We start from the raw sequence: 23180 nt of genomic DNA, 5'->3' as shown, positions 1-23180 counted from the left end.
GGGGGAGGGGACGAGGCGACCTCGCGACGACGAGACGCCTCCGCGACGACGAGGCGACCGACCCCCCGTCGCCTACCGCGGCCCCCGACCGATCCCGCACCGTTTATTCCTCGCGGGCGGGAGTACGCGGACGACGTGCGAGACACGCTCCGCGGTATCGTCGAGCTCGCGCGCCTCGGCAACTGCGTCGCGGCCGGGGCGCTCACGGCCACCGGCGCGTTCGTCGCGGGCGCGAGCGGCGCCGTCCTCCCGACCGCGCTCGCGGCCGTGACCACCGCCTTCGCGGTCGCCGCGGGCAACGCGATCAACGACTACTTCGACCGCGAGATCGACGCGGTCAACCGCCCCGACCGGCCGATCCCGCGGGGCGCCGTCTCGCCCCGGGGCGCGCTCGCGACCGCGACCGTCTGGTTCGCCGTCGCCGTCGCGGCCGCGGTCGCCCTCCCGCCGCTCGCGATCGCCATCGCCGCGGTGAACCTCGTCGCGCTGGTCACCTACACGAGCATTTTTAAGGGGACGCCCGGCCTCGGCAACGCCCTCGTCGCCTACCTCGTCGGCTCGACGTTCCTGTTCGGCGGCGCCGCCGCGGGGAGCCCGCGTGCGGTCCTCGTCCTCGCCGCGCTCGCGGGGCTCTCGACGTTCACGCGCGAGGTGATCAAAGACGTCGAGGACGTGGCCGGCGACCGCGAGGAGGGGCTCGCGACGCTCCCCATCGCGGTGGGCGAGCGCGCGGCGCTGTGGATCGGCGCGGCCGCGCTCGTCGTCGCCGTCGCCGTCAGCCCGCTGCCGTACCGCTCCGGGACGCTCGGCGCGGCGTACCTCGCGGTCGTCGCGGTCGCCGACGCGGTCATGCTGTACGCGGCCTACGAGAGCTTCTCAGACCCCGCCGCCGCGCAGCGACGATTTAAATACGGCACCTTCCTCGCGGCGGCCGCGTTCGTCGTCGGGCGGGCCGCCGTGGTCGCGTGAGACGAGCGGCGCGGCCGCTGGCGGACGAGTAGTTCTTAAAAAGCGGTGGCGGTTCGAAGCGACGCTCGACGGCGGACGGTCAGGTGACGGTCACGCGACGTTGAAGCCCTTGTCGCGGAGGAAGTCCTCCACGCGACCCGAGTGGTTCCCCTGGAGCTCGATGGCGCCGTCCTCGACGGTGCCGCCGCAGGCGAACTTCGACTTGAGATCCGACGAGAGGGAGCTCAGGTCCACGTCCTTCGGGTCGAATCCTTCGATGACCGTTACCTCCTTACCGTACCTGCGCTCGTCGATGCGGATGCTGATCTGCTGGGACTCCTTCGCGACGTCCTCGCAGACGCAGAGTTCCTGGGGCAGTCCGCACGTCGAGCAGACTTCCGACATTACAGCCCGAATCTACAGGACGCCCGTATTAAATAGTGTCGGGAAGCCCCCCGATCAGCGGACGAACCGCCCGATGAGCGGGAGCCGTTCGAGCGCGAGGCGGCGCACCGCCCGGCGGGCCGCGTCGGCCTCGTCGCGTGTCACGGATCCGGCGTACGCGGCGCGCTCGTACGCTTCCGCGACGGTCTCGACGCGCTCGTCGGCGCCGAGCGTCCGGACGGCGTCGACGTAGCGCCGCGGGGTCTCGCCCGGTCGCCGCTCGCGGTAGGGCTCGGCGAGGAGCCGTTCGAGGTCGGCGAACGCCCGCTCGGCGTCCGCCGTCGGGTCGCCGCGCCGCCGGGGAAGCACCGGACCGATCCGTCGGCTCGCCCGGCTCGCTATCCCCGTTCGCCGGACGCCCGCGACGCCGAGGCCCGCGACGAGCAGCCAGTAGAGGGCGGTCTCCGGGTCGGGGAGCGTCCCTCCGTTTCCGTCCCCGGGGCTATCGGCCCCGTCGTTCGGTGTGACGTCGTCCACCTCCGCCCCTTCGAGGCGGGAGATATCGACTGAAGCGTTCCCCTGCGAGCCGTTGGTGTCGTTCGCGTCCGCCGCCGTCGCCTCGGAAGAGTCGTTCCCGTCCGCGTTCGGCCCCGAATCGCTGCCGTTCGAGTCCGGGCGGTCCGAGTCGGTGTCAGCCTCCGGCGTCCGATCGGGCGCGGACGCCTCGGTGTCGACGTCTTCGGCGCCGTCGGCCCGCGCATCCGCGAGCCGCGTGTCGCGCGCCTCGTCGCGGGGGGCGGACGGGGTGGGGTCGAACGCCACCCACCCGTGGTCGGGCACGTAGATCGACACCCAGGCGTGGGCGTTCTGTCCGCGGACGACGTACTCGTCGTCGCCAACCCGCTCGCCGGAGGTGTAGCCGGTCTCCATCCGCGTGGGGATCCCCTGCGACCGGAGCATCGCCGCCATCGTCGTCGCGAAGTAGACGCAGTAGCCGGCGTCCATCTCGAAGAGGAACGCGTCGGCGACGTCGCCCTCGGGTCGCTCGACGGTCAGCGAGTAGTCGTACTCCGAGCGAAGGTACGCCTCGACCGCGGCCGCCCGCTCGTACGGGGAGTCGGCGTCCGCCGCGGCCGTGATCGCCTCGGTCCGCTCGCCGACCCGCTCCGGCGTGCTCTCGGGCAGCTGGGTGTACCGCTCCTCGATCGCTTCGGGGTAGTCGGTGCTGGCGTTCCGGAGCGTCGCGGGGTCGGCGTCGAGGACGCGGCTCTCGACGGTCACCGTCTCGCCCGGTCCGAGCGGCTCCGCCAGCCGGAGGCTGCCGCGCTCGTCGACCTCGACCGCGCCCCCGCCGGAGGCCGCGACCGGCTTCCACGGCGCCGGGAGCGCGCTCGACTCGGTCTCCGCGGTGACCGTCACGTCGACGCTGTCGTTCGCTCCCGGCGGGCCCGGCAGCGTGTCGTTGACCGCGGACCGCTCGCCGCTCCTGACCCAGCCGTCGCCGGTGTACGTGTCGTACGCGCCCGTGTGCCAGTTCCGCTCGACCGGGCTCTCGATCGTGTATCGCACCTCCGGGGAGAGCCGCGTGGTGCCGATCACCTCCAGCTCGTCGCCGCCGCTCAGGCTCGACTCAAGCGTCGTCGTGCCGCGGTCGAGCCCCAGCGGCGCCGCCGCGCCCGCCGGGATCACGGTGACGGTCGCGCTCGCGACGACCATCGCCGCCACCACCAGCGTGAACGTGCCCGCGTGGCCGCGGCGCCGGCTCGGCGTCGACAGCGTCGAGAGCCCGACGGCGAGCGCGAGGCCGACGACGCCGGCGACCGCGGCGCCCGTCCCGGCGTCGCCGGTGAGCACGAGGAAGCCGAGCGTCCCGCCCGCGACCGTCGCGGCCGCGACGTGGCGCCCGCGTCCGGCGAAGTAGCCGACGAGGAACGTCGGCACCGGCGCCACCGCCAGCACCCAGACGTCCGCGAGCGCCAGCCGCAGCACGGAGAGCCCGGTCGACAGCGCGAGGAGGTCTAAGGCGACGCTCCGGACCGTGAACAGCGCGCGCCGGCTCGCGGGGATCGCGAGGAAGTAGCCCGCGAGCCCCGCGGCGAACAGCAGCCCCGCCAGCCACAGCGCGGTCCGCTCGCCGACGGCCCGCGCCAGCGCGAGCCCGCCGAGCCCCGCGACCGCGACGACCGCCGCTGTCCGCCCCGTCCCGCCGACGACGTTCGTCACCTCGAAGAACACGGCGAGGTACGCCGCGGCGACGACCGCGACGCCGACGACCGCCGGGTCGGCCAGCCGCCCGTCGCTCCCGCCGGAACCGCTCCGCGAGAGGCGCGCGCGGACGGACGAGCCGGGGCTCACGGCGACGCCACCTCCCGTCGGTCAGTCGCCTCGTCCGCCCGGTCCGGCCCGGCGCCGTCGCTCGGCGCGCGCTCGGCCTCCGCCTCGCGGCGCAGGTCGTCGAGGGATTCGGACCGGTCGCCCGCGCGGAACCGGGCGCCGTCCGCGTCGGCGACGACCGTCACGTCGGCCTCGTCGTCGGCCACCGCCCCCGGGCCCGTCCGCGCCGCGAGCTCCAGCACCTCGCGGCGGCCGCGACCGCCCGGGGCCGCCGAGACGCGCCCGCCCGGCAGCCGCACGTCGACCGGGACGCCGTCGTCGAGCAGCGCCAGCCCGAGGCTCGCCGTCGCCCGCGCGAGCTCGTCGGCCGCGGCCGCGCTCGCTGAGCGGTCGGCCGCCGAGTCGTCGCCGAGGGCGCTGCCCGCGAACGGCGAGCGGTCCCCGCTCCCGCCGACCTCCGTGCCGCCCGCGATCGTCACCCGGTTCCGGGCGGTCTCGGCCGCGAACTCCTTGACGACGATCTCGCCGCGCTTGGCGGTCGTCGCCCAGTGGACGTCGCGGACCGCGTCGCCGCGGGTGTACTCCCGGAGCCGGTCGAACTCCTCGCGCCGCCGGCTCACGTCGACCGCGTCGGCCGCGTACAGCGCCCGGCGGAACCGCGTCGGGATCGGGTCGCGGGGCGGGAACACCGTCACCGCCGCGGTCTCGTCGACGACGAGCTCTCGCTCGAACAGCCCGAACACGTCGGTCGCGGTCAGGTCTACGGGACCGAGGGTCCGCTCGCCGCGCTCGCGGTACGTGACGGCGTACGTCACCGGCTCCGTGCCGACGGACGCCCGGATCGGCGACGTCGGCCCCTCGAGCCCCTCGTCGACGTGGACCTGAACGTCGGCGAGAAAGGAGGGTCCGGCGCCGTGGTCGTCGCTGTCGCTCCGCACGGCACCGGGACCGAACTCCAGGCGGACCTCGCGCGTCTCCCCGACGAACCCGTCGGGGGGCGTCACGTGTCGGACCGCGGGCACGTCGACGCGCGACACCTGGACGTAGCCCGCCGCGAGCGCGATGGCGACCGGGATCACGATCGCGTCGAGCGCGCGCCCGCCGGCGGCGAGCGCGCTGGCGGCCGCGACGAGGCCGACGACGCCGGCGACGCGTCCCCGGCGGGTGAGTTCGGGCGTCATCTGTGCGAGGGCGGTGTCGGCGTCATCCCGTCACTCCACGCGGATCCGGTCGAGCGCGTCGTCGACGACGTCCGCGCCGTCGGTCCCGCCCGACTCGGTCCGGATGCGATGCGAGAGCACTGTCGGCGCCTCCGCCTGAACGTCGTCCGGGACCACGTACCCGCGGCCGTCGAGCGCGGCGCGGGCCTGCGACGCCCGGATCAGCGCGAGGCTCCCGCGCGGGCTCGCCCCGAGCTTCGCATTCTGTCGGGTGAACACCGCGAGCCGGGCCACGTACTCCCGGACCGCCTCGGAGGCCTCGATCTCGCCGACGATCCGGCGGGCCCGCCGGACGTCCGCGATCGTGGCCGCGGGCTCGACCGCGTCGACCGGGTGGTCGCCGGTGAGCCGCCCGAGGATCGCGGCCTCCTCCTCCGCGTCCGGGTAGCCGAGCCGGATCTTCTTCGTGAAGCGGTCGACCTCGGCGACGGGGAGCTCGTACGTCTGTCCGGGCTCCACGTCGTTCTGGGTCGCGATCACGCAGAACGGGTCCGGCAGCTCGCGGGTCGTCCCGTCGGTGGTCACCTGGTTCTCCTCCATCGCCTCCAGCAGCGCCGACTGCGTCTTCGGCGGCGCGCGGTTGATCTCGTCGCCGAGGACGACGTTCGCGAACACCGGCCCGGGCTGGAAGTCGAACTCGTCGGTGCGGCGGTTGAACACGTTGACGCCGGTGACGTCGGAGGGTAACAGGTCGGGCGTGAACTGGACGCGCTTGAACGAGCCGTCGATCGAGCGCGCGACCGACTTCGCGAGCGTCGTCTTCCCCACGCCCGGTACGTCCTCGACGAGGAGGTGGCCGCGCGCCAACACGGTGACGAGGACGTGTTCGACCGCCTCGCGCTTGCCGACGATCACGTCCTCGACCTCCTCGACGATGCGGTCCGCGAGCGCGGCGACGTCCGCGGGCGTCTCGGGTTCCGCGGCCGCGGCGGTGCCGGCCGTCGTCCCCGTCTCCTCGCGGCCGGTCGACTCCGCCTCGGCGTCCGCCGACTCCGCTGGACCGGCCCCCGCCGGTCCCGACTCCCCGGGGGCCGTCATGTTCGGTCGGCCTCGTCCGGGTCGGGCTCCCGTCCGGAGACGACCGTGCGAATGCTCCCCGTGATCATTGATATACCCCGGGTAGGGCGAGCAACGGCATATGCGTTCCGCCGGCGGCGGTCCGCTCGTCGCGGCCGATCTCGGCGTCTCGGTACTTCGGTGTCTCGGCGTCTCGGGACTTCGGTGTCTCGGCGTCTCGTCGCCGACCGCGCGGGACGCTCGATCCCCGCCGCGTCGAGGGGTCCCCGGGCGCGACTACGACTCCCGGACGTTCCGCCCGGCCGGCTCGCCGAACGACGCCGCTCCGGTCGCCGGGTCGCGCTCGTAGACGACCTCGCCCCGGACGAGCGTGACCTCGGGGAAGACGCCGCGCAGCCCCTCGAAGGGGGTCCACGCGGGGGCGCTGTGGAGCGCGGCGGCCTCGATCTCGCGCGGGTCCGCGGTGTCGACGAGGACGAGGTCGGCGTCGCGCCCCTCCGCGACCCGCCCCTTCCGGTCGAGGCCGAATATCTCGGCGGGGTTCGCGGCGACGGCGTCGCGGACGCGTTCGATCGACAGCTCGCCCTTTCGCGCCGATTCGAGCAGCAGCGGGTACAGCGTCTCGACGCCCGGGACGCCGCTCGGCGCGTCGACGAGCCCCGCGCGCTTCTCTTCGACCGTGTGCGGCGCGTGGTCGGTGGCGACGACGTCGACGTCGCCCTCCGCGAGCCGCGCGAACAGCGCCTCGCGACGCTCTTCGGAGCGGAGCGGCGGGTTCATGCGACCGAACGTCCCGAGCGATCGCGCCCGCTCGCGGGAGAGGTAGAGGTGGTGGGGCGTCACCTCGCAGGTCGCGTCCGTCCCGTCTTCGCGGGCGTCCGTCACCGCGTCGACCGCCTCCGGCGTCGAGGTGTGCGCGACGTGGACCCGCGCGTCGCGCTCGGCGGCAGCCCCGAGCGCGCGCTCGACGGCGGCGAGTTCCGCGTCGGCCGTCCGGTAGGCGGACCACGCGTCCGCGGTCGCGGCCGTTCCGGTCCCCCCGAGGTCGCCGTCAAGCGCCGACTCGTCGAACAGCGTCGCGTCCTCGGCGTGGACGGTGACGGGGACGTCGCGGGTCGCGGCCGCGTCGAGCGCGTCCGCGAACAGGTCGGCGTCGATCCCCATGTCGCCGGTCGAGTCCGCGAGGAACACCTCGCCGAGCGCGAACAGCGGGCGGTCGAAGAGGCTCTCGGGGTCCCACTCCTCCGTGACGCCGCCGTTGATCCCGTAGTCGACGAGCGAGTCGGCCGCGAGCGCGGCCTTCTCGTCGAACGCCGCGCCGTCGACGGTCGGCGGCGAGGTGTTCGGCTGGTCGACGACGGTCGTGACCCCGCCCGCGGCCGCGCTGCGCGAGCCCGAGCTCCACGTCTCCTTGTGGCTCCCGCCCGGCTCGCGAAAGTGGACGTGGACGTCGACGGCGCCCGGCAGGAGGTGTCTCCCGCGGGCCTCGATGACGCGCTCGCCGGCGTCGGCGCCGAGCCCCTCGGCGACCGCGGCGATCCGTCCGTCGTCGCCGATCCGCACGTCTCGAACCCGGCCGTCGGCCAGCGTCGCGCCCGTGATGAGCATCGTTGTCGGCCGGTCGCGGCGAGCGGGATAAACGCTGGTGGTTCCGGTCGGTCTCCCGGGGCCCCCTCCGAGCCGACAGGCCGTCACCGCAAGAGGTTTGCCGGTTCCGACGGGTCTCCCGCCCATGGCCCTCCTCTCTCTCGCCCCCGCGACCGTCGACGTCGCAGTCGGCTGGCTGTGGACGCTCGCGCTGGTACTCTTCCCCGGTCTCGCCGCCGCCGGGCTGTGCGCGCCGTTCCTCGCCGCCGAGCGCCTTCGGGCGCTGTTCCGCGCGCTCCCCCCGGCGGGGCGACTCCTCCCCTCGTACCTCGGCGTCTCGGTCGGGCTCTCGGTCCCGTACCTCGTCGGCGTCGTCTTCACCGTCGCGCGCGCCGCCGAGGCGGGGCCCGCGTGGAGCTCCGGGTTCCTGCTCACGGCGCTGCTCGGGGCAGTCCTCGTCGCCTTCGTCGCGCCGGCGGTCGCCGTGCTCGCCCTGCCGCGGCTCGGCGTCGACTGGGACCCGACGGGATACGGCGTCTCGACGTGGCTCCTCCTCGCTGGCGCCGGCCTGTGGTACGCGCTCGTCGCCGCCGTGCCGCTCGTCGCGCTCGCGGTCGGGATGGCGCTGCCGGGCGGGTACTGACCATTCAGTCACCGGTCGTCGATTTATAAATGGATGGGGCGGTCGGCGCGTGCCTCCGAGTGGCCGCCATCGGCGGCCGCGAGGAGCACGCGCGAGGGACGCCGCGAGCGGAGCGAGCGGCGAGGCTGGGGAGGCGTGAGGCGCGGTCGCGGGCGGGGTGGGGCTCAAAGGGGCAGTCGCGAGGACGGCGCAGGCGACGTAAGCACTGGAAGGAGCGAACGGAGTGAGCGACTGAAGCGCGCAACGAGCGTGCGCCGTCCTCGCGACTGGGGCTTTGGGGGAGTTCTCCGCGGATCCACTGTCACCCATTTATAAGCGAGCGGCGGAGACGTTGGAAGAGTTCACCGCCCAGTAGCGAGTGCCAATCAAACGAAGACGCTGTGAGACGTTAGCGACGCTCCGATACGGTTTTGGGTCGCCCCGCGGAACTCCCGACAAATGCTGTCTCGACAGTTCGTCCGGGAGAACCCCGAGGTCGTCCGCGAGGCGCTCGAAAACAAGGGCGTCGACGTGGACCTCGACCGGATTCTCGACGTCGACGAGGAGTGGCGGGAGCTGAAACAGCGCGGCGACGACCTGCGCCACGAGCGCAACGAGGTCTCCTCGAAGATCGGCGAGCTGAAGGCGGCCGGAGAGGAGGAAGCGGCCGAAGAAGCGATCGAGCGCTCGCAGGACCTCAAGGCCGAGCTCCAGGCGATCGAGGAGCGCGCCGAGGAACTGGAGGCGGAACTGGAGGAGTCCTTACTCGAACTCCCGCAGATCCCGCAGGACTCGGTCCCAGTGGGCGAAGACGAGTCGGAGAACGTCGAGCGCCGCCGCGAGGGGTTCGACGACCTCCGCGACCTTCCGGCCGACGTGGAGCCGCACTACGACCTCGGCGAGGACCTCGAGATCCTCGACTTCGAGCGCGGCGCGAAGGTCGCGGGCGGCGGCTTCTACGTCGCGAAGGGCGACGGCGCCCGACTCGAGCACGCGCTGATCCAGTTCATGCTCGACGTCCACCGCGAGCAGGGGTACGAGGACGTTTTCCCGCCGATCCCCGTCAACTCAGCGTCGATGCGCGGCACCGGCCAGCTCCCGAAGTTCACCGAGGACGCCTACCGCGTCGAGGGGACGAACGAGGACGAGTACGACGACGACGACCTCTGGCTGCTCCCGACCGCGGAGGTGCCGGTCACGAACCTCCACCGCGACGAGATCCTGCTCGGCGAGGACCTTCCCCTCAAGTATCAGGCGTACACGCCGAACTTCCGGCAGGAGGCGGGCGAACACGGCACCGAGACGCGCGGCATCGTCCGCGTCCACCAGTTCAACAAGGTGGAGATGGTGAACTTCGTCCGGCCCGAGGAGAGCGACGAGCGCTTCGAGGGGCTCGTCGACGAGGCCGAGGAGGTGCTGCGCCGCCTCGAACTCCCCTACCGCATCCTGGAGATGTGTACGGGGGACCTCGGTTTCACGCAGGCGAAGAAGTACGACGTGGAGGTGTGGGCGCCCGGCGACGACATGGACGAGGGGCCCGAACAGGGCGGCCGCTGGCTGGAGGTCTCGTCCGTCTCGAACTTCGAGGACTTCCAGGCGCGCCGCGCCGGCATCCGCTACCGCGAGGAGCACCACGAGTCCGCGGAGCACCTCCACACGCTCAACGGCTCGGGGCTCGCGGTGCCGCGGATCGTCGTCGCGATCTTGGAGTACTACCAGAACGACGACGGCACCGTCACCGTCCCCGAGGCGCTGCGCCCGTACATGGGCGGCACGGAGGTCATCGAGGGGCACGACGCGGTCGGCGAGTCGAAGCTGGGCGGGGAGTAGGCGGGCGGCGCGGCGGCGACGCCGGCTGAGGCCTTCGTGCCCGGACGGAGGCCGAGTCTCTTATACGCGAGCCGCGAACGGGAGGTATGAAACGCGCCGCCGTCGACGAAGCGGACTCGGGACGACCGACCGCGGACCGCGTCCTCGTTACCGGTGCGACGGGGACCGTCGGCGCGCCGCTCGTCCGAGAGCTTCTCGACGCCGAGGCGTCGGTCCGCGTCGCGACGCGGGACCCGGAACGCGCGCGGGACGCCTTCGGCGACGGGCCGGAGCCCGTGGAGTTCGACCTCGGTCGCCCCGAGACGTGGGGGGCGGCGCTGGCGGGCGTCGACGGGCTGTTCCTCCTCTACCCGCCGGGGAGCGCGGTGAGTGACGTCACCGAGTTCGCCGACGCCGCCGACCGAGTGGGCGTCGAACACGTCGCCTTCCTGTCGATCCTCGGCGCGGAGAAGTTCCCTGTCCTTCCGCATCGCCGGATCGAGACGCACCTCGCGGGGACGGACCTCGCACACACCTTCCTCCGCGCCTCGTGGTTCGCTCAGAACCTGAGCGAGATCCACCGCCGAGAGATCGTCGAGCGCGACGAGATATTCGTCCCGGCCGGCGACGGCGTCCTGAGCTTCACCGACGCGCGGGACGTCGCGGCGGTCGCCGCGCGGGTGCTCACCGAGTCGGGCCACGCGGACCGCGCCTACGACCTCACCGGGCCCGAGGCACTCGACTTCGAGGAGGTGGCCGAGATCTTCTCAGAGGTGCTCGACAGGCCGATCGAGTACGCCGACCCGTCGCGGCTGACGTTCGCGCGACAGATGTATCGACGCGGGTTCTCTCCGGGGTTCGTCGCGTTCATGGTCGCGGAGTACTCCGTCGTTCGGCTGGGCCGCTCCGGGCGGACGACCGACGACGTCGAGGCGCTACTGGGTCGCCCGCCGCGAACGGTCCGCGAGTTCGTCGAGGACTACACCGACGAGTTCCGGGCGTAGCGCGAGCCGGAATCCCGCGCTGCCCCGATCCTACTGGTTCTCCAGGGCGTCGAGGATACACGCCGCGGCGACGACGGCCTCTTTGGGCACGTCGCTTGCGTCGTCGACGGTGACCGTGTAGGCGTCGCGCATCGAGAACTGCCCCTCGATGTCGCCGACGTGGCCGCCGTCGGCGTCGAATATCTCGTACTTGTTCGGGATCAGGTTCGCGGCGCCGACGAGGTGGCGGAGCCCCGACAGCAGCTTGTTCTTCGACTGAATCGTCGCCAGCGCCTCTCCCGTGTCGGGGTCGCGGACCGTCCAGTTCTCGACGAACAGCGAGTAGTCCTCGTCCAAGACGACGACCTCCTCGCCGGTGCCCGCGTCGACGATGGCGTAGTTGCCGCCGACGTCGATAATGCCGCCCGCCTTCACCGAGAAGGCCTCCTCGCCGTCGCCGGTGACGAACGGGAACTCCTCTTTCAGCTTGAACATCTTCTGTTTCCCGCGGAGGACGACGTCGCCGGCGCTGTCGCGGACGGCGTACTTGTTCCGGACCAGCGACTGTTTGACCTCGTAGCGGTCGTCGCTGAGGTCGACGGTCGAGATGTCGTATTCGTCCGACTCGGACGGGAACATGGAGGGATCGTCCATGGGTGGCGAAGGGCGTCACCGCCGGAAAAAGCTCCCGCTCTCTGACGGCGCTCGCGCCCGGACGCGGTGGCTCAAGCGATCGTCGTAGCCTCCGGCACCCCTTTTGAACGGCGAGCGGTCGTCCCGGGTATGTCTCGGTTCGCGCTCGTCGCGGTCGCTTGCCTCGTCGTCCTCGCCGGCTGCCTGTCGGGCGGCGCCCCGGACTGTCCCGCGATCGGACCGGACGGCGAGCGGGTCGACGACCCGGTGTGTCCGGACGAACGGGCGGGCGGCCTCTCGCTGTCCCTCGAACGGGACGCCGAGACCGTCCGCGTCACCGCCACGAACGTGGGGAACGAAACGGTGCCGGTCAACCCGGACGAATGGGTCGTCTTCCGGAACGCCGCGGAGCGGGGAGCGGACGCCCCCGAGTGGGAGACGGCCGCGAACGCGCCCGCGGGGGTCCACAACCTGACCGTGCGGGAGCTGCCCCCGGGCGAGACGGAGACGTGGGAGATCCGCTACGACCCGACCGCGCGGGACGCGTCGGACCGCCGCGACGCGGTGCTCGACCGACCGGGCGAGTACGTCTTCTCGCTCGGGGCGGACGGTCGGACCTACGTCGTCCCCTTCCGGATAGCGGAGGCGTGAACGACGGCGTCAGCCGACCGATCGGCGGACCGCTCCATCTCCGCTCGGCGGCGTCTCAGGGCCGGCTTCGCGCTATCCCGCCCACGCGAACGCGTCGTCGGCGGCGGCGCCGGCGGCGCCTCTCGCCTCAGGTCGGCCCCTCGCTCTCCCGCTGTCGGTGGTGACGCCGGAGGACGCCGACCTTGTTCGCGACCGTCGCCGCCAAGTCCCGGAACGCCGCCGCGGTGTCGCCGTCGTCACCGAACACGATCGGCTCGCCGTCGTCGGCCCCCGCGCGGACGGCCGGGTCCAACGGCAGCGATCCGAGGTACGGGACGTCGACCGCGTCGGCCAGCGTCCGGCCGCCGTCCTCGCCGAAGATCTCGTGCGTGTCCCCGCAGCTGGGGCAGACGAACCCGCTCATGTTCTCGACGACGCCCAACACGTTGGTCCGGTACTCCCCGAACATCTGAACGCCTCGGCGGGTGTCTCCCACCGCGACGGACTGCGGCGTCGTGACGACGACCGTCCCAGTGACGGGGAGGTTCTGGAGCACCGTCAGTTGGACGTCGCCGGTCCCCGGCGGGAGGTCGACGACGAGGTAGTCGAGCGACCCCCACGACACGTCGTCGAAGAGGTCGGTGAGCGTGTTCTGTGCGACCGGGCCGCGCCAGACGACCGGGTCGTCCTCGTCGATCAGCAGGCCGACGCTCATCAGTTCGAGCCCGTGCGCGGTCGGGGGTTCGATCCGCTCTTCGCCGTCGACCGTCGCCACGTCCGGGTCGGCGTCGGCGCCGAGCATCTGCGGGACGTTCGGGCCGTACACGTCGGCGTCGAACAGCCCGACGTTCGCCCCGCGGTCCGCGAGGCCGGCGGCGAGGTTGACGGCGACGGTGCTCTTCCCGACGCCGCCCTTCCCCGAGGCGACGGCGATCACGTTCTTGACGCCCGGCAGGACCGACGACTCGGCGGCGTCGAACAGCGGTACGTTCGCCGAGAGCTCGGCGTCGATCCCCGCGTCGGCGGCGACCTCGCGGACGCGGTCCGCGATGGCGGCCTCGTCCGGCGCGTGGGGCGCGCCGAGCGCGAGCTCGACGGCGGCGGTCCCGTCGTCGACGGTCACGTCGGTGACGAGGCCGGCGCTGACGATGTCCGTCCCGAGCGCCGGATCGTCGACGGCGCGGAGGCGATCACGGAAGTCTGCGTCTGAGATGGTGGTAGTTGTCATCGATGGTGTGGTTACGGTGGCGTGGTTACGCTGGCGTGGTTACGCGGTCGTGTTCTCGGACGGCTGTTCGTCGGCGTCGACGACTTCTCGCGCGTCCCACGCGGTGAACGTCCGCGCGAGCCGGGCGATCGCGGCGAAGACGCCCTCCGCGGTGTCGCGGCTCGCGACGGCCTCCTCGAACCGGTCGATCCAGCCCAGCCGCGAGAGCGTCCGGGCCTGGAGTCCGCGGACCGCGTCGAGGTCCGACTCGGTTCCGTCGCCGTCGCGGAGCGCCGCCTCCCGCTCGCAGAGGGCGCGCATGAACTCGAAGCAGGCGGCGACGTGGTCGGGGATGTCGTCGCCCCGCTCGGGCGAGAACCCGCCGGCGGCGTACAGTTCAGCCATGTCGGCGGCCGGGTCGCCGAGCAGCTCGCCGGCGTCCCCGGCGGTGTGGTACCGCGAGTCAGACTCGAACTCCTCGCTCGGGTCGACCGCGTGGGCGGACGCGAACGGCGGGACGTAGTGGCTCCCGGGCACGACGAACAGGTTGTCGTACCCGATCTTCAGCGCGTCCGCGTCGTACTCGTCGCCGCGCAGGGGCGCCGTCTCGATGTCGATCGGGAACGCCTCGGCGACGGCCGCGAAGGCTCCCTCGTCGATCGCGGCCGCGGTCGTCTCGGCCTCGCCGTCGAAGGTCGCCGCCAGCAGCCCGTACAGCCGCGCTCGGGCCGTCGCGGTCGCGGCCTCGTCGAAATCCTCGGGTGCGGTTTCGGACACGCAGATCACCGCCGCTCCACGTCGACGAAGGCGTCGTACTGCGCGTTGCTCCCGCCGACCAGGTCCGAGAGACCGGTGTCGCCGAGTCGCTCGTCTAACGGCTGGACGTGGTTGATCGCGAAGCCGGCGTCGCGGCCCTTCGCGTACCCGGCCTCCTCGCTCATCGGCTCGTCGAACCGGTAGTCGCTGTGGCCGTCGGCCTCGACCGGCGGCCGCGTCTCGCCGTCGACCGTCTGGGCCGTCGCCCCGTCGCCGGTCCGACCCCAGCCCCACATCGCCCCGACGACGCCCGGCCGGATGCCGCTCGTGACCATCGCGACCCCGTCGACGGTCTCGCGACCGGCGTCGATGGCGATCTCGTCGCCGTTCTCGATGCCCCGCTCCTCGGCGTCACGCGGGTTGATCCACAGCGGGTTCTCGGGGCGCGTCTCCCGGAGCCACGGGCTGTTCTGGGTGCGGTGCATGCCCTGCGTCCGCGGCTTCCAGTTGATCAGCCGGAGCGGGCGCTCCCGGTCGTCGTCGCCGCTCACCGCGGCCTGGACGGTGCCGTCGTAGTGCTCGACGTCGTCGACCCGCGGGAGCGGGTCGAAGCGTTCGCCGGTGAAGGAGTGTTTCCCGTTCGGGACGACCTCGCTGTAGAAGTCGACGCGCGACTCGAGCTTGTACCGCATGTGCTCGCCGTCGTAGGCGTTCGAGTCGTCCGCGCGCTCGGCGTAGTCGTAGTCGTGACCGTGTTCGGCGAACGCCTCGTCGTACCCCTCTGTCGGCTCCTCGAAGCGGCCGCCCCGGTTCAACACGGTGACGACCTTCGGCCACTCCTCGTCGGTGACCGCGGCCCTCCAGCGGTCGAGGTCGAACGCCTCGCCGAGGCCGTTCTCGTGGCTCTCGCGGAACGCCCGCCGCTCGTCCTCGCTCGCGTCCGCGACCGGGTCGCGGCTGTAGGCGATGTTAGCGGCGAGCTTCAGGTAGAAGTCCTCGGCCCGTTCGAGGGGCCACAGGTCTCCGTCGGCGTCGGGGACGGCGTCCTCGCCGACGCCCGGGAGGTCGAGCTCCGACCACAGCTCGATGAGCACGTCCTCGAACGGACGCGCGTTGGGGACGACCGACACCGCCGGCTGACTGATCTTCTCGTCGGCCAGCCGCTTGTTCGGGTACGTCCCGAAGTTCTCCCACCGTTCGAGGTAGGTCGGCTCCGGGAGGATGTAATCGGCGTACTGGCTCGTCTCGCCGATCACCGTGTCCGAGGCGACGATGAGCGGGATCGCGTCGGTGTCTTTCAGGATCGCCGGGATCTCGTCGCCGCCGGCGACCGCCATCACGTGGTTGTTCGAGTACGGCCGGATGAACAGCGCCTCGACGCCGTACGGGTACTCGTCGGCGGCGCTGCCGTAGAGCTCCTGAGTCGCCTGCGGCGGCGCGACGGGGAACCACGGCCGCTTCGCCGGGTAGCCGTCGTCGCGGTCGAACAGCGAGGTGTCCTCGTAGTTGACGCCGCCGCGGAGCAGCGGGATCCCCCACGGCGAGTGGCCGTCCGGGACCGAGCCGAGCTCGTACCGGCCGGACATGGTGTCGTAGCCCGCGTAGGGCGTGATCTGGCCGCCCTTCCAGTCGTAGTTGCCGATGAGGTGCTGGAGGGTGGCGATCGCCCGCGTGTTGTAGAAGCCGTTGGTGTGCTTCGCCGGCCCGCGGTAGGCCATGATCGCCGCCCGCTTGCCGTGGCTGGTGAACTCGTCGGCGATCTCCGCGATCTGCTCGACCGGTACGCCGGCCATCTCGGCGTACTCCTCCACGGTGTGTTCGAAGACGCGCTCGCGGTACTGGCTCCAGACGCTCCGGACCGCCGCCCCGTCGACCGTCACGTCGACGTCGAGGACCGCCGTGTCGACCTCGCTCGCGGGACGCGGCTCGCCCGTCGCCGCGTCGACGGCGACGAAGTCGTCGGCGGCCTCGTCGTCCTCGTCGACGAGCCCGAGGTCGGCGGCGCGCGCCTTCGGCCCCGCCGGCTCGTCGACGAGGACGAGGTGCGTCGCGTCGCTCCACGTCGGCTCGTCGTCGTCGCTCGCGGCCGACCGCGAGGGGTTCTGGAGGTACGTCAGGTCGTGGCGGTCGTTCTCGATGATCCACCGCGCCATCCCGAGCGCGAGCGCCCCGTCCGCGCCGGGTTCGACGGGCACCCACGTGTCGGCCTTCTCGGCCGTCTTCGACAGGCGCGGGTCGACGACGTCCATCCGCATCCCGTCCTCGATGGCGTTCGTCAGCTTCGGCGCGAGCCACGTCGGGCCCTTGTTGGCGACCATCGGGTTGGTCCCCCACGCGATGAGGTACTCGCAGTTCTCGACGTCCGGGTACTGTCGCTTCTTCTGGGCGGCGTGCGACCGAACGTTGCCCATCACGCTCGAGACGCCGCAGGTCCCGGCGTGATGGATGCTGTTGATCGACCCGAGCCCCTGGTGCCAGAGCCGGTTCCGGATGAAGTTCCGCCGGAATCCGCCGACGTCGACGATCTGGTTGGACTTCGGGCCGAGGTCGGGGTGGTCGGTGTCGATGAGGTCGTCCGCGTACTTCTCGTCGAACGCCGACTTGGACAGCTCGCCGCTCTGAACGGCCTCCCAGTCGCTCATCACCGCCTCCCGCGGGGCGTACCCCCAGATGTCTTCGAGCCCGGGGTGGCCGAGCTCGTCGTCGCCCTCGACGATGTCCCGGATCGCCTCGTCCCACGAGACGGTCTTCCACTCGCCCGAGCCGCGCGGGCCGACCCGCTTCATCGGCTGCCGGACGCGGTAGCTGTCGAAGGCCGTCTGGATGCCCGCCTGTCCCTTCAGGCAGATCCGACCGCCGGAGAGCGACCAGCGGTCGGTGTCGACGTCGCCGCTCCCCTCGACGTCGCCCATCGCCACGTCCTCCGGGTCGCTGTCGTAGGGGACCTGCGAGAACGGCTGCGTGGTGAGGAACGAGTACGGGTTCCCGGCGAGCTTCCGGACGAGCGAGCTGTACTCGCCGGTGCCGCTCCCGTCCGCGAGCCTGACCTTGATCGGACAGAACGTGTTACACTGGCCGCAGGTGGTGTGTATCACGTCGCTCGCGCCGTACTCGCCGTACTCGTCGCCGACGTAGTGGTGTTCGTCGTCCGTCCACAGGTCGTCGACGTCCACGTCGACCGCGGCGTTGCTCGCCGCCGCGATGACGCCGATACTCCCGGCCGCCTTGACGAAGTCGCGGCGCGACACGCCCGCGCCGCCCTCGCCCGAATCGTCGGAACTCATTCGTGGTCACCTCCGGAAAGCGGGGTCAACGGAAGCGTCTCCGCGCCCAGCGTGTACAACAGCAGGCCGACGCCGATCATGCCGACGCTCGTCCCCCACTCGACGAGGGTCGGGAAGTACGACCCGTGGGGGAGTCCCTCCATCACGGGCATGACCTGCGCCGGGACGACGATGTTGAACCGCACCGCGACGATTCCGACGACGACGCTCAGCCCGGCCAGAACCATCACCGAGGGCGAGCGCCGCCAGGACCGCTTGCTCAGCAACACCATGGGGAACACCCAGCTGAAGCCGACCATGAACCACCAGAACGACCACGACATCGGGCCGTACATGATCACCCGCCAGGTCTCGATCTCGTGGGGGTGGACGCTGGCGATCGCGATGAACGTCTCGATGGCGGTCAGGGCGGCGTCGATGACGATGAAGCCGATCACGAGCTGTGCGAGTCGATCCAGCAGGTCCGGGTCGACCGAGTCGCCGTCGAACAGCCGGGTCCGAAGCACGTAGATCAGCATCACCAGAGCGGTCCCGCTGAGCAGCGCCGAGACGACGAATATCACCGGGAACAGCCCGCTGTTCCAGTACGGACGGGCCTTCGAGACGGCGAACAACACGCCGGTGCCGCCGTGGACCATGAAGATCGCCAGCGGGATCCCGACGACGCCGGCCCGCTTGAGCCAGCGTCGGTCGAACGCCTGCGACTCATCGCTCGTGTCGAGCCGGCCGAGCGCGAGCGCCGCGTAGAACCGCCTTTTGAGCCCCGACGTGCGCTCGGCGACCCGCGCGAGGTCGATCCGCATCGAGAAGTACAGCTCCGTGACCAAGATCCCGATGTAGGCCACGTAGGCGTGGACCTCCCACGAGAGCGCCGAGGTCAGCTGGCGCCAGAGGAACGGGAAGTACATCCGGTCCATCCGCCCGAGGTCGATCCAGACGAACAGCAGCGCCACCGCCATGCTGATGACGGCCGCGAACAGCGCCTCGCGGTCGATCCGGTGCATCCCCTCGACCTCGAAGACGTTCGCCATCGTGCTCACGAGGAAAGCGCCGGCCGAGAGGCCGACGAAGTAGATGTAGAACGCGACCCACGCGCCCCACGGGACGACGCTCGTGAGGTTCGTGCTCGCCATCCCCTCCGTGAGCCGAAAGTACGTCGCGTACGCGCCGACGGCGACGAGGACGGCGACGATCGCGTACCAGGCGACGCGCAGCCGGTCGTCCTCGAACCCCGGGTCGAACTCGACGTGTGGACTCTGTGTCGCCATGGGTCTATTTGAGGTAGTAGACGTTGGGGTCGGTCCCTTCGTCCTCTTTCAGTTGGAACGCGCGCGACGAGTCGGCCATCTTCGCGACCTCGCTGTCGGGGTTCTCGAGATCGCCCATGTTCCGGGCGTCGCCCACGCACGTCTCGACGCAGGCCGGCTCCTCGCCGCGTTCGAGGCGGTGCGTACAGAAGCTACACTTGCGGATGTTGCCGATCGGCGACTCGCCCTCCTCGCGCGGGCCGCGGTCCACGCCGTACTCCGGGCTCGTGACCTCGCCCGCCCCCTCGACCTCGTCGTCGTAGTTCTCGCCGAAGTCGAAGTACCGCGCGCCGTACGGGCAGGCGATGTTGCAGTACCGACAGCCGATACAGCGGTCGTAGTCGATGTTGACCACGCCGTCGTCCATCTTGTACGTCGCCGAGACGGGACACACCTGAACGCACGGCGGGTTGTCGCACTGCATGCACGGGCGCGGGACGTTCGTCCGCGTGACGTTCGGGAACTCGCCGTGTTCCTCCTCCATCACGACGTTGTACGAGACCCCGGGCGGGGTCCGGTTCTCGGACTTGCACGCGACCGTACACGAGTCGCAGCCGACGCACTTCTGGAGGTCGATCACCATCCCCCACTTCTCGTCGCCCGCGCCGATCCCCCCGTCCGACTCGTCTCCGGCCTCGTCCTCGACCTGCGCCGTCTCCGTCGAGAACGTGTCCATCGACCCGACGGCGCAGCTCAGCGACTCGGCCGTCTCGGTCGAGACGGTCTGGTCGCCCGAGTCGACCGCCGGGTTCGGCGTCTCGCGGTACGCCTCGCCGAACTCCGCGGCGGCGGCCTCGTCGTACTTCTCCCAGTAGTCGTCGCCGGTGATCTCGCCGCGGGCGACGCGCTGCGCGTCCTCCGCCATCGCGACGCCGAGGTCGGTGTCCGCCTCGACGTCCGCGAGCTCCTCCCGCGGGTCGGGCCGCTCCGCTTCCACCATCGCGTCGAGGTCGGCCTTCCCGACGTTCGGGATGCCGGGGAGGGTGTCCCCGTCGTCAGCGGTGCTCATCGCCACCACCCGTCGCCGGTCGCCTCGCCGACGAGCGGTCCGTATCGCGCCGGCCGGTTAGTCCTGGAGGTCATACGCGTTAACGTACGCGGACCCCGGTGGAAAGGGTGATACCAATACAGTTTGCCCCGGGATCTCCCGGGAGAGACACCCCATATTCCGGGTGCCAATACTGTTTGGATCGAGGGGGATCGGTCGGCCGGATCGCCCGTTTCGCGCCGCGCGCCGGCGACCGCCGACATTATCAACGAGAACGGACTCCCCCCGGACATGAACGCACCGTACCGAAGCGGACGAACGACCGGCGGGGCGGAGACGACGGTCCGCCGAGTGGGGAGACGGAGCGGATGAACTGGATCATCGCGCTCTCGATCGGGCTTCGGCTGCTCGGCGTCGGCTACTCTGTCCTGCTGCTCGCGAGCACCCGCGATCGGCGGTTCGGCTTCCTGACGCTGCTTTTGACCTTCATGACGCTCCGGCAGCTGCTCACCGTCCGGACGGCGACCACGGGGGTCGAGGAGCTCCCCGGGCTCGTCGTGAGCGGACTCACTCTCTTGACGGTGTACTACCTCTCCGAGTACGTCGACGAGGAGGACGCCGTCAAAGCGCGGCTAGAGCGGGCGAACGAGCGGCTCCGGGGCTTCCGGAAGGCCATCGAACACGCCGGGCACGCGATCTTCCTCACGGACCCGGAGGGCACCATCGAGTACGCGAACCCGGCCGTCGAAACGGTCACGGGGTACGAACCGGAGGAGGTGGTCGGCGAGAACCCCCGACTCTGGCAGTCGGGGAAACACGACGACGAGTTTTACGAGGGGCTCTGGCAGCAGATCGAGTCCGGGTCGGTGTGGGAGGGCGAGCTGACGAACCGTCGGAAGTCGGGGGAGCTCTGCTGGATCGACGCGACGATCGCGCCGATCACGGAGGACGGCGACGTGGACCGCTACGTCGCGATCGAGCGCGACGTCACCGAACGGAAGGAACGCGAGCTGCGCATCGAGGACCAGAACGAGCGGTTGGCGCTCCTGAACAACACGAACGAGGTGCTGCGCGACGTCAACCGGGAGCTCGTCGCCGCGTCGACGAGAGCCGAGATCGAGGCCGCCGTCTGCGAGCAGTTCGCCTCCGCCGAGCTCTTCGACGTGGCCTGGACCGGCGGCCGCGGGCTCGTCGACGGCACCGTCAGTCCGCGCTCGTGTTCGGGGGCCGACGTCGACGCGCTCGACGGCCACATCGAGACGCTGTGCGCCACCGACCCGACGCCGATCGAGGCGGCGCTCGACGCCTCCCGTCCGGTGTTCACCGAGGTCGACGACGACCTCGCCGGGCGTCCCGGCGAGTCGCACTGCGTCGTGGTGCCGCTCGCGTACCGCGGCGCGGAGTACGGCGTGCTCGTCGTGATGACCCGCAACGCCGACGCGTTCGACCTGATCGAGCGCGACATCTTCGCGGAACTGGGTCGCACGGTCGCCGACGCGATCAGCGCCGTCGAGAGCAAGCGGACGCTCGCCGCGGACAGCGTCACCGAACTGGAGTTCCAGCTGACCGGGATCGACGAGCCGCTGGCGAACGTGGCGGCGGAACTGGACTGTACGGTCGACGTCGAGCACGTCGGCGGCGGCGACGGCGACCGCGTCCAGTACGTCACGGTCGCGGACGCCGAACCGGAGGCCGTCTCCGAGTACGCCGCCGGCGCCGACGGCGTCGACGCGGCACAGCACGTCTACACCCACGAGGGACGCTCGCTGTTCCGGTTCTCGCTCGGCGAGCGGTCGATCGTCGCGACGCTGGCGCAGTACGGCGCGGGCGTCGAGTCGCTCTCGGTCGCCGGAACGAGCGGGACGCTGGTCGCGCACGTCGCCAGCTCGAACGACATCCGGTCCGTCGTCGACGCGCTTCAGACGGCGTACGACGGGCTGACGCTCGTCGCGCAGCGCGAGCGCGAGCGCGACGTTCAGACCGAGGCCGGGTTCCGGAAGCAGCTGGCGGGGGCGCTGACGGACCGACAGCGCGAGGCGGCGCGCACCGCGCACTACGCCGGATTCTTCGAGTGGCCCCGCGAACACACGGGCGAGGAGGTGGCGTCGATGATGGACATCTCACAGACGACGTTCACACAGCACCTCCGGGCGGCCGAGAACAAGCTGTTCGCCGCGCTGTTCGACGACGCCGTCACGGTGTCGTAGCTGTCCGCGGGACCGGCTCCGGTCGGCTACGGCGTTAGCCGGTCGACCGAGAGCCACGCCACGTCGGCGTCGGAGGGCGCGTCGGCGCCGTCACCGGGGTGCTCGCCGCCGACCGCCGTCAGCGCGAAGACCATCTCCTTGCGGACGCCGCCCGCGAGCCGCACGTCGAGCGAGAGCTCGCGCGGCGAGAACTCGTGGTCCGGCCCCACCACGCGCACGAGGTGCTCGGAGTGCGGGAGGTCCTCGACCGTCTCCACGTCGAGGTACGTCCGGAAGTCGGCGCCGAACTTGAACCCGGTTTTGGGGACGGCGTCCGCCGCCCGGAGGCGCTTATAAACCGCGAGCCGGCGGTCGAAGCGCTCGCCCTCCACGTCGCGGCCGCGGGCGACGACTCTGGCGGCCGCGTCGAGCGCGGTCGCGTCTGCGTCCTCGGTCCTCTCGCCCTCCACCGACGCCGACAGCGACAGCCGGCCGTCTGCGGCCAGCGACGCGGCCTCGACGAGCGAGAGCTGGAGCGCGCCCTCCACGTCGGCGGCCCGCCCGGTGAGCGGCCGGCCGTAGAAGCCGCGCTCGTAGAGGTCCTCGGGGGCGTCCCAGACGACGACGCGATCGGCGAGGAGGACGCCGGTCAGATCGGCCGGGGGATCGTAGTCGGTCGCGCCCTCGATGCCGCCCGCTTCGGCCGCGAAGTAGGTGATGTCGGACTCCTCGTCGACGACCGCGAGGGTGCGCCCGGCCAGTTCCGCGGCCGCGACGGACTCGCGCTCGCCGACGACCTGTATCGGGTACTTCACGTTGCCCGTGTCGGGCGTTTCGCCGCGCTCGTACGCGACGAAGTCGACCGCGTCGCTCGGCGCGTCGCTCCCGCCGGGCCACGGGTCGCGGGCCGGCGAGAGGTAGAAGCCGCGGTCGCGGAGGTCCGAGTAGACGAGGAACCGCACCGCGAAGCGGTCGGCCGCGGCCGCGCTCGCGACGAAGAAGCGCTCGAAGCCGACGGGGTCTGACTCATCGCTCAGCGTTATCCCGGAGAGGTCGCCGCGGAACAGCAGGTGCGCGGCCTCGACCCGCGAGAGCGCGATCTCGTTGCCGTCGAGCGGCCGCCCGTACCCCCGGGCGTCGTAGAAGCGCTGGCGGGCGTCCCCGCCGACGCGGACCGCGTCGCCGCGCAGGTGTCCCGTCGGTTGCATACGCGTCAGGCCGTCCGGCCGAGGGAAGGGGGTTGCGGTCGGTACCGGAGCGACTATACTGGATCGGATCGGCAAGA

Annotated in this window: 18 protein-coding genes; 6 read left to right on the top strand and 12 right to left on the bottom strand. The window is 71.6% G+C overall.

From position 1 onward, the window contains the following. Positions 1-135 precede the first annotated feature (135 nt). Complete coding sequence (locus DVK07_RS04770) at positions 136-969, top strand: geranylgeranylglycerol-phosphate geranylgeranyltransferase (protein ID WP_121595996.1); 834 nt, start codon at positions 136-138, stop codon at positions 967-969. A gap of 90 nt (positions 970-1059) precedes the next feature. Here DVK07_RS04770 and yciH read toward each other — a convergent pair whose 3' ends face one another. The 5 genes from yciH to DVK07_RS04740 form a co-directional block, all read right to left on the bottom strand. Then, the gene (yciH, locus tag DVK07_RS04765; RefSeq protein ID WP_004596695.1) at positions 1060-1353 is read right to left on the bottom strand and encodes a stress response translation initiation inhibitor YciH; all 294 of its coding nucleotides are present in this window, start codon (positions 1351-1353) and stop codon (positions 1060-1062) included. A gap of 54 nt (positions 1354-1407) precedes the next feature. Continuing rightward, on the bottom strand, positions 1408-3687 hold the full coding sequence (locus tag DVK07_RS04760; protein WP_121595995.1) for a transglutaminase domain-containing protein: 2280 nt from the start codon (positions 3685-3687) through the stop codon (positions 1408-1410). Next, on the bottom strand, positions 3684-4847 hold the full coding sequence (locus tag DVK07_RS04755; protein WP_121595994.1) for a DUF58 domain-containing protein: 1164 nt from the start codon (positions 4845-4847) through the stop codon (positions 3684-3686). Before DVK07_RS04755 ends, DVK07_RS04760 begins: the two co-directional genes overlap by 4 nt. Positions 4848-4877: 30 nt before the next feature. Beyond that, positions 4878-5924, bottom strand: a complete 1047-nt coding sequence (locus DVK07_RS04750; protein ID WP_121595993.1) for a MoxR family ATPase — start codon at positions 5922-5924, stop codon at positions 4878-4880. A gap of 255 nt (positions 5925-6179) precedes the next feature. After that, the gene (locus DVK07_RS04740) at positions 6180-7511 is read right to left on the bottom strand and encodes a dihydroorotase (RefSeq protein WP_121595991.1); all 1332 of its coding nucleotides are present in this window, start codon (positions 7509-7511) and stop codon (positions 6180-6182) included. Between the two features lie 124 nt (positions 7512-7635). Between DVK07_RS04740 and DVK07_RS04735 the strand changes: the two genes are divergently transcribed. The 3 genes from DVK07_RS04735 (at position 7636) to DVK07_RS04720 (ending at position 10925) form a co-directional block, all read left to right on the top strand. Further along, complete coding sequence (locus DVK07_RS04735; protein WP_121595990.1) at positions 7636-8133, top strand: hypothetical protein; 498 nt, start codon at positions 7636-7638, stop codon at positions 8131-8133. Between the two features lie 438 nt (positions 8134-8571). After that, a complete protein-coding gene (serS, locus tag DVK07_RS04725) occupies positions 8572-9942 on the top strand; it encodes a serine--tRNA ligase (RefSeq protein WP_121595989.1) in 1371 nt (456 codons plus the stop codon). A gap of 86 nt (positions 9943-10028) precedes the next feature. Beyond that, a complete protein-coding gene (locus DVK07_RS04720; protein WP_121595988.1) occupies positions 10029-10925 on the top strand; it encodes an SDR family oxidoreductase in 897 nt (298 codons plus the stop codon). A gap of 30 nt (positions 10926-10955) precedes the next feature. Here DVK07_RS04720 and DVK07_RS04715 read toward each other — a convergent pair whose 3' ends face one another. Next, positions 10956-11558, bottom strand: a complete 603-nt coding sequence (locus DVK07_RS04715) for a hypothetical protein (RefSeq protein ID WP_121595987.1) — start codon at positions 11556-11558, stop codon at positions 10956-10958. A 129-nt stretch (positions 11559-11687) separates the two neighbouring features. Here DVK07_RS04715 and DVK07_RS04710 point away from each other — a divergent pair, with 129 nt between their 5' ends. Next, complete coding sequence (locus DVK07_RS04710) at positions 11688-12188, top strand: hypothetical protein (protein WP_121595986.1); 501 nt, start codon at positions 11688-11690, stop codon at positions 12186-12188. Between the two features lie 127 nt (positions 12189-12315). Here the strand turns inward: DVK07_RS04710 and DVK07_RS04705 are convergent, their stop codons facing one another. From DVK07_RS04705 to DVK07_RS04685, 5 genes are read right to left on the bottom strand one after another with little or no spacing between them, the layout of a single operon-like run. Continuing rightward, positions 12316-13395, bottom strand: coding sequence for an Mrp/NBP35 family ATP-binding protein (locus DVK07_RS04705; protein WP_121595985.1), 1080 nt, complete (start codon positions 13393-13395; stop codon positions 12316-12318). A 39-nt stretch (positions 13396-13434) separates the two neighbouring features. Beyond that, on the bottom strand, positions 13435-14151 hold the full coding sequence (locus DVK07_RS04700; RefSeq protein WP_121596170.1) for a molecular chaperone: 717 nt from the start codon (positions 14149-14151) through the stop codon (positions 13435-13437). A 5-nt stretch (positions 14152-14156) separates the two neighbouring features. Further along, positions 14157-17414: a molybdopterin-dependent oxidoreductase gene (locus DVK07_RS04695; protein ID WP_121595984.1), complete on the bottom strand. Its 3258-nt coding sequence runs from the start codon at positions 17412-17414 to the stop codon at positions 14157-14159. Next, complete coding sequence (nrfD, locus tag DVK07_RS04690) at positions 17411-18682, bottom strand: NrfD/PsrC family molybdoenzyme membrane anchor subunit (protein WP_121595983.1); 1272 nt, start codon at positions 18680-18682, stop codon at positions 17411-17413. Before nrfD ends, DVK07_RS04695 begins: the two co-directional genes overlap by 4 nt. Before the next feature lie 4 nt (positions 18683-18686). Next, positions 18687-19730, bottom strand: coding sequence for a 4Fe-4S dicluster domain-containing protein (locus DVK07_RS04685; RefSeq protein ID WP_017344235.1), 1044 nt, complete (start codon positions 19728-19730; stop codon positions 18687-18689). A 347-nt stretch (positions 19731-20077) separates the two neighbouring features. Between DVK07_RS04685 and DVK07_RS04680 the strand changes: the two genes are divergently transcribed. Further along, positions 20078-21916, top strand: a complete 1839-nt coding sequence (locus DVK07_RS04680; protein ID WP_121595982.1) for a bacterio-opsin activator domain-containing protein — start codon at positions 20078-20080, stop codon at positions 21914-21916. Between the two features lie 26 nt (positions 21917-21942). On the opposite strand, the gene endA is transcribed toward DVK07_RS04680, so the two are convergent. Beyond that, the gene (gene endA, locus DVK07_RS04675; RefSeq protein ID WP_121595981.1) at positions 21943-23103 is read right to left on the bottom strand and encodes a tRNA-intron lyase; all 1161 of its coding nucleotides are present in this window, start codon (positions 23101-23103) and stop codon (positions 21943-21945) included. Positions 23104-23180: the final 77 nt, after the last annotated feature.

The sequence above is a fragment of the Halorubrum sp. Atlit-26R genome, assembly GCF_003666015.1.
Lineage (GTDB): Archaea > Halobacteriota > Halobacteria > Halobacteriales > Haloferacaceae > Halorubrum.
This window is presented reverse-complemented; position numbering and strand designations above follow the sequence as displayed.

What these genes read in the sequence shown, in the direction of transcription:
- yciH (WP_004596695.1), bottom strand. Translation starts at nt 1,353, where the DNA reads ATGTCGGAAGTCTGCTCGACGTGCGGACTGCCCCAGGAACTCTGCGTC.
- DVK07_RS04755 (WP_121595994.1), bottom strand. Translation starts at nt 4,847, where the DNA reads ATGACGCCCGAACTCACCCGCCGGGGACGCGTCGCCGGCGTCGTCGGC.
- DVK07_RS04750 (WP_121595993.1), bottom strand. Translation starts at nt 5,924, where the DNA reads ATGACGGCCCCCGGGGAGTCGGGACCGGCGGGGGCCGGTCCAGCGGAG.
- DVK07_RS04740 (WP_121595991.1), bottom strand. Translation starts at nt 7,511, where the DNA reads ATGCTCATCACGGGCGCGACGCTGGCCGACGGCCGGGTTCGAGACGTG.
- DVK07_RS04735 (WP_121595990.1), top strand. Translation starts at nt 7,636, where the DNA reads ATGGCCCTCCTCTCTCTCGCCCCCGCGACCGTCGACGTCGCAGTCGGC.
- serS (WP_121595989.1), top strand. Translation starts at nt 8,572, where the DNA reads ATGCTGTCTCGACAGTTCGTCCGGGAGAACCCCGAGGTCGTCCGCGAG.
- DVK07_RS04720 (WP_121595988.1), top strand. Translation starts at nt 10,029, where the DNA reads ATGAAACGCGCCGCCGTCGACGAAGCGGACTCGGGACGACCGACCGCG.
- DVK07_RS04715 (WP_121595987.1), bottom strand. Translation starts at nt 11,558, where the DNA reads ATGGACGATCCCTCCATGTTCCCGTCCGAGTCGGACGAATACGACATC.
- DVK07_RS04710 (WP_121595986.1), top strand. Translation starts at nt 11,688, where the DNA reads ATGTCTCGGTTCGCGCTCGTCGCGGTCGCTTGCCTCGTCGTCCTCGCC.
- DVK07_RS04705 (WP_121595985.1), bottom strand. Translation starts at nt 13,395, where the DNA reads ATGACAACTACCACCATCTCAGACGCAGACTTCCGTGATCGCCTCCGC.
- DVK07_RS04695 (WP_121595984.1), bottom strand. Translation starts at nt 17,414, where the DNA reads ATGAGTTCCGACGATTCGGGCGAGGGCGGCGCGGGCGTGTCGCGCCGC.
- nrfD (WP_121595983.1), bottom strand. Translation starts at nt 18,682, where the DNA reads ATGGCGACACAGAGTCCACACGTCGAGTTCGACCCGGGGTTCGAGGAC.
- DVK07_RS04685 (WP_017344235.1), bottom strand. Translation starts at nt 19,730, where the DNA reads ATGAGCACCGCTGACGACGGGGACACCCTCCCCGGCATCCCGAACGTC.
- DVK07_RS04680 (WP_121595982.1), top strand. Translation starts at nt 20,078, where the DNA reads ATGAACTGGATCATCGCGCTCTCGATCGGGCTTCGGCTGCTCGGCGTC.
- endA (WP_121595981.1), bottom strand. Translation starts at nt 23,103, where the DNA reads ATGCAACCGACGGGACACCTGCGCGGCGACGCGGTCCGCGTCGGCGGG.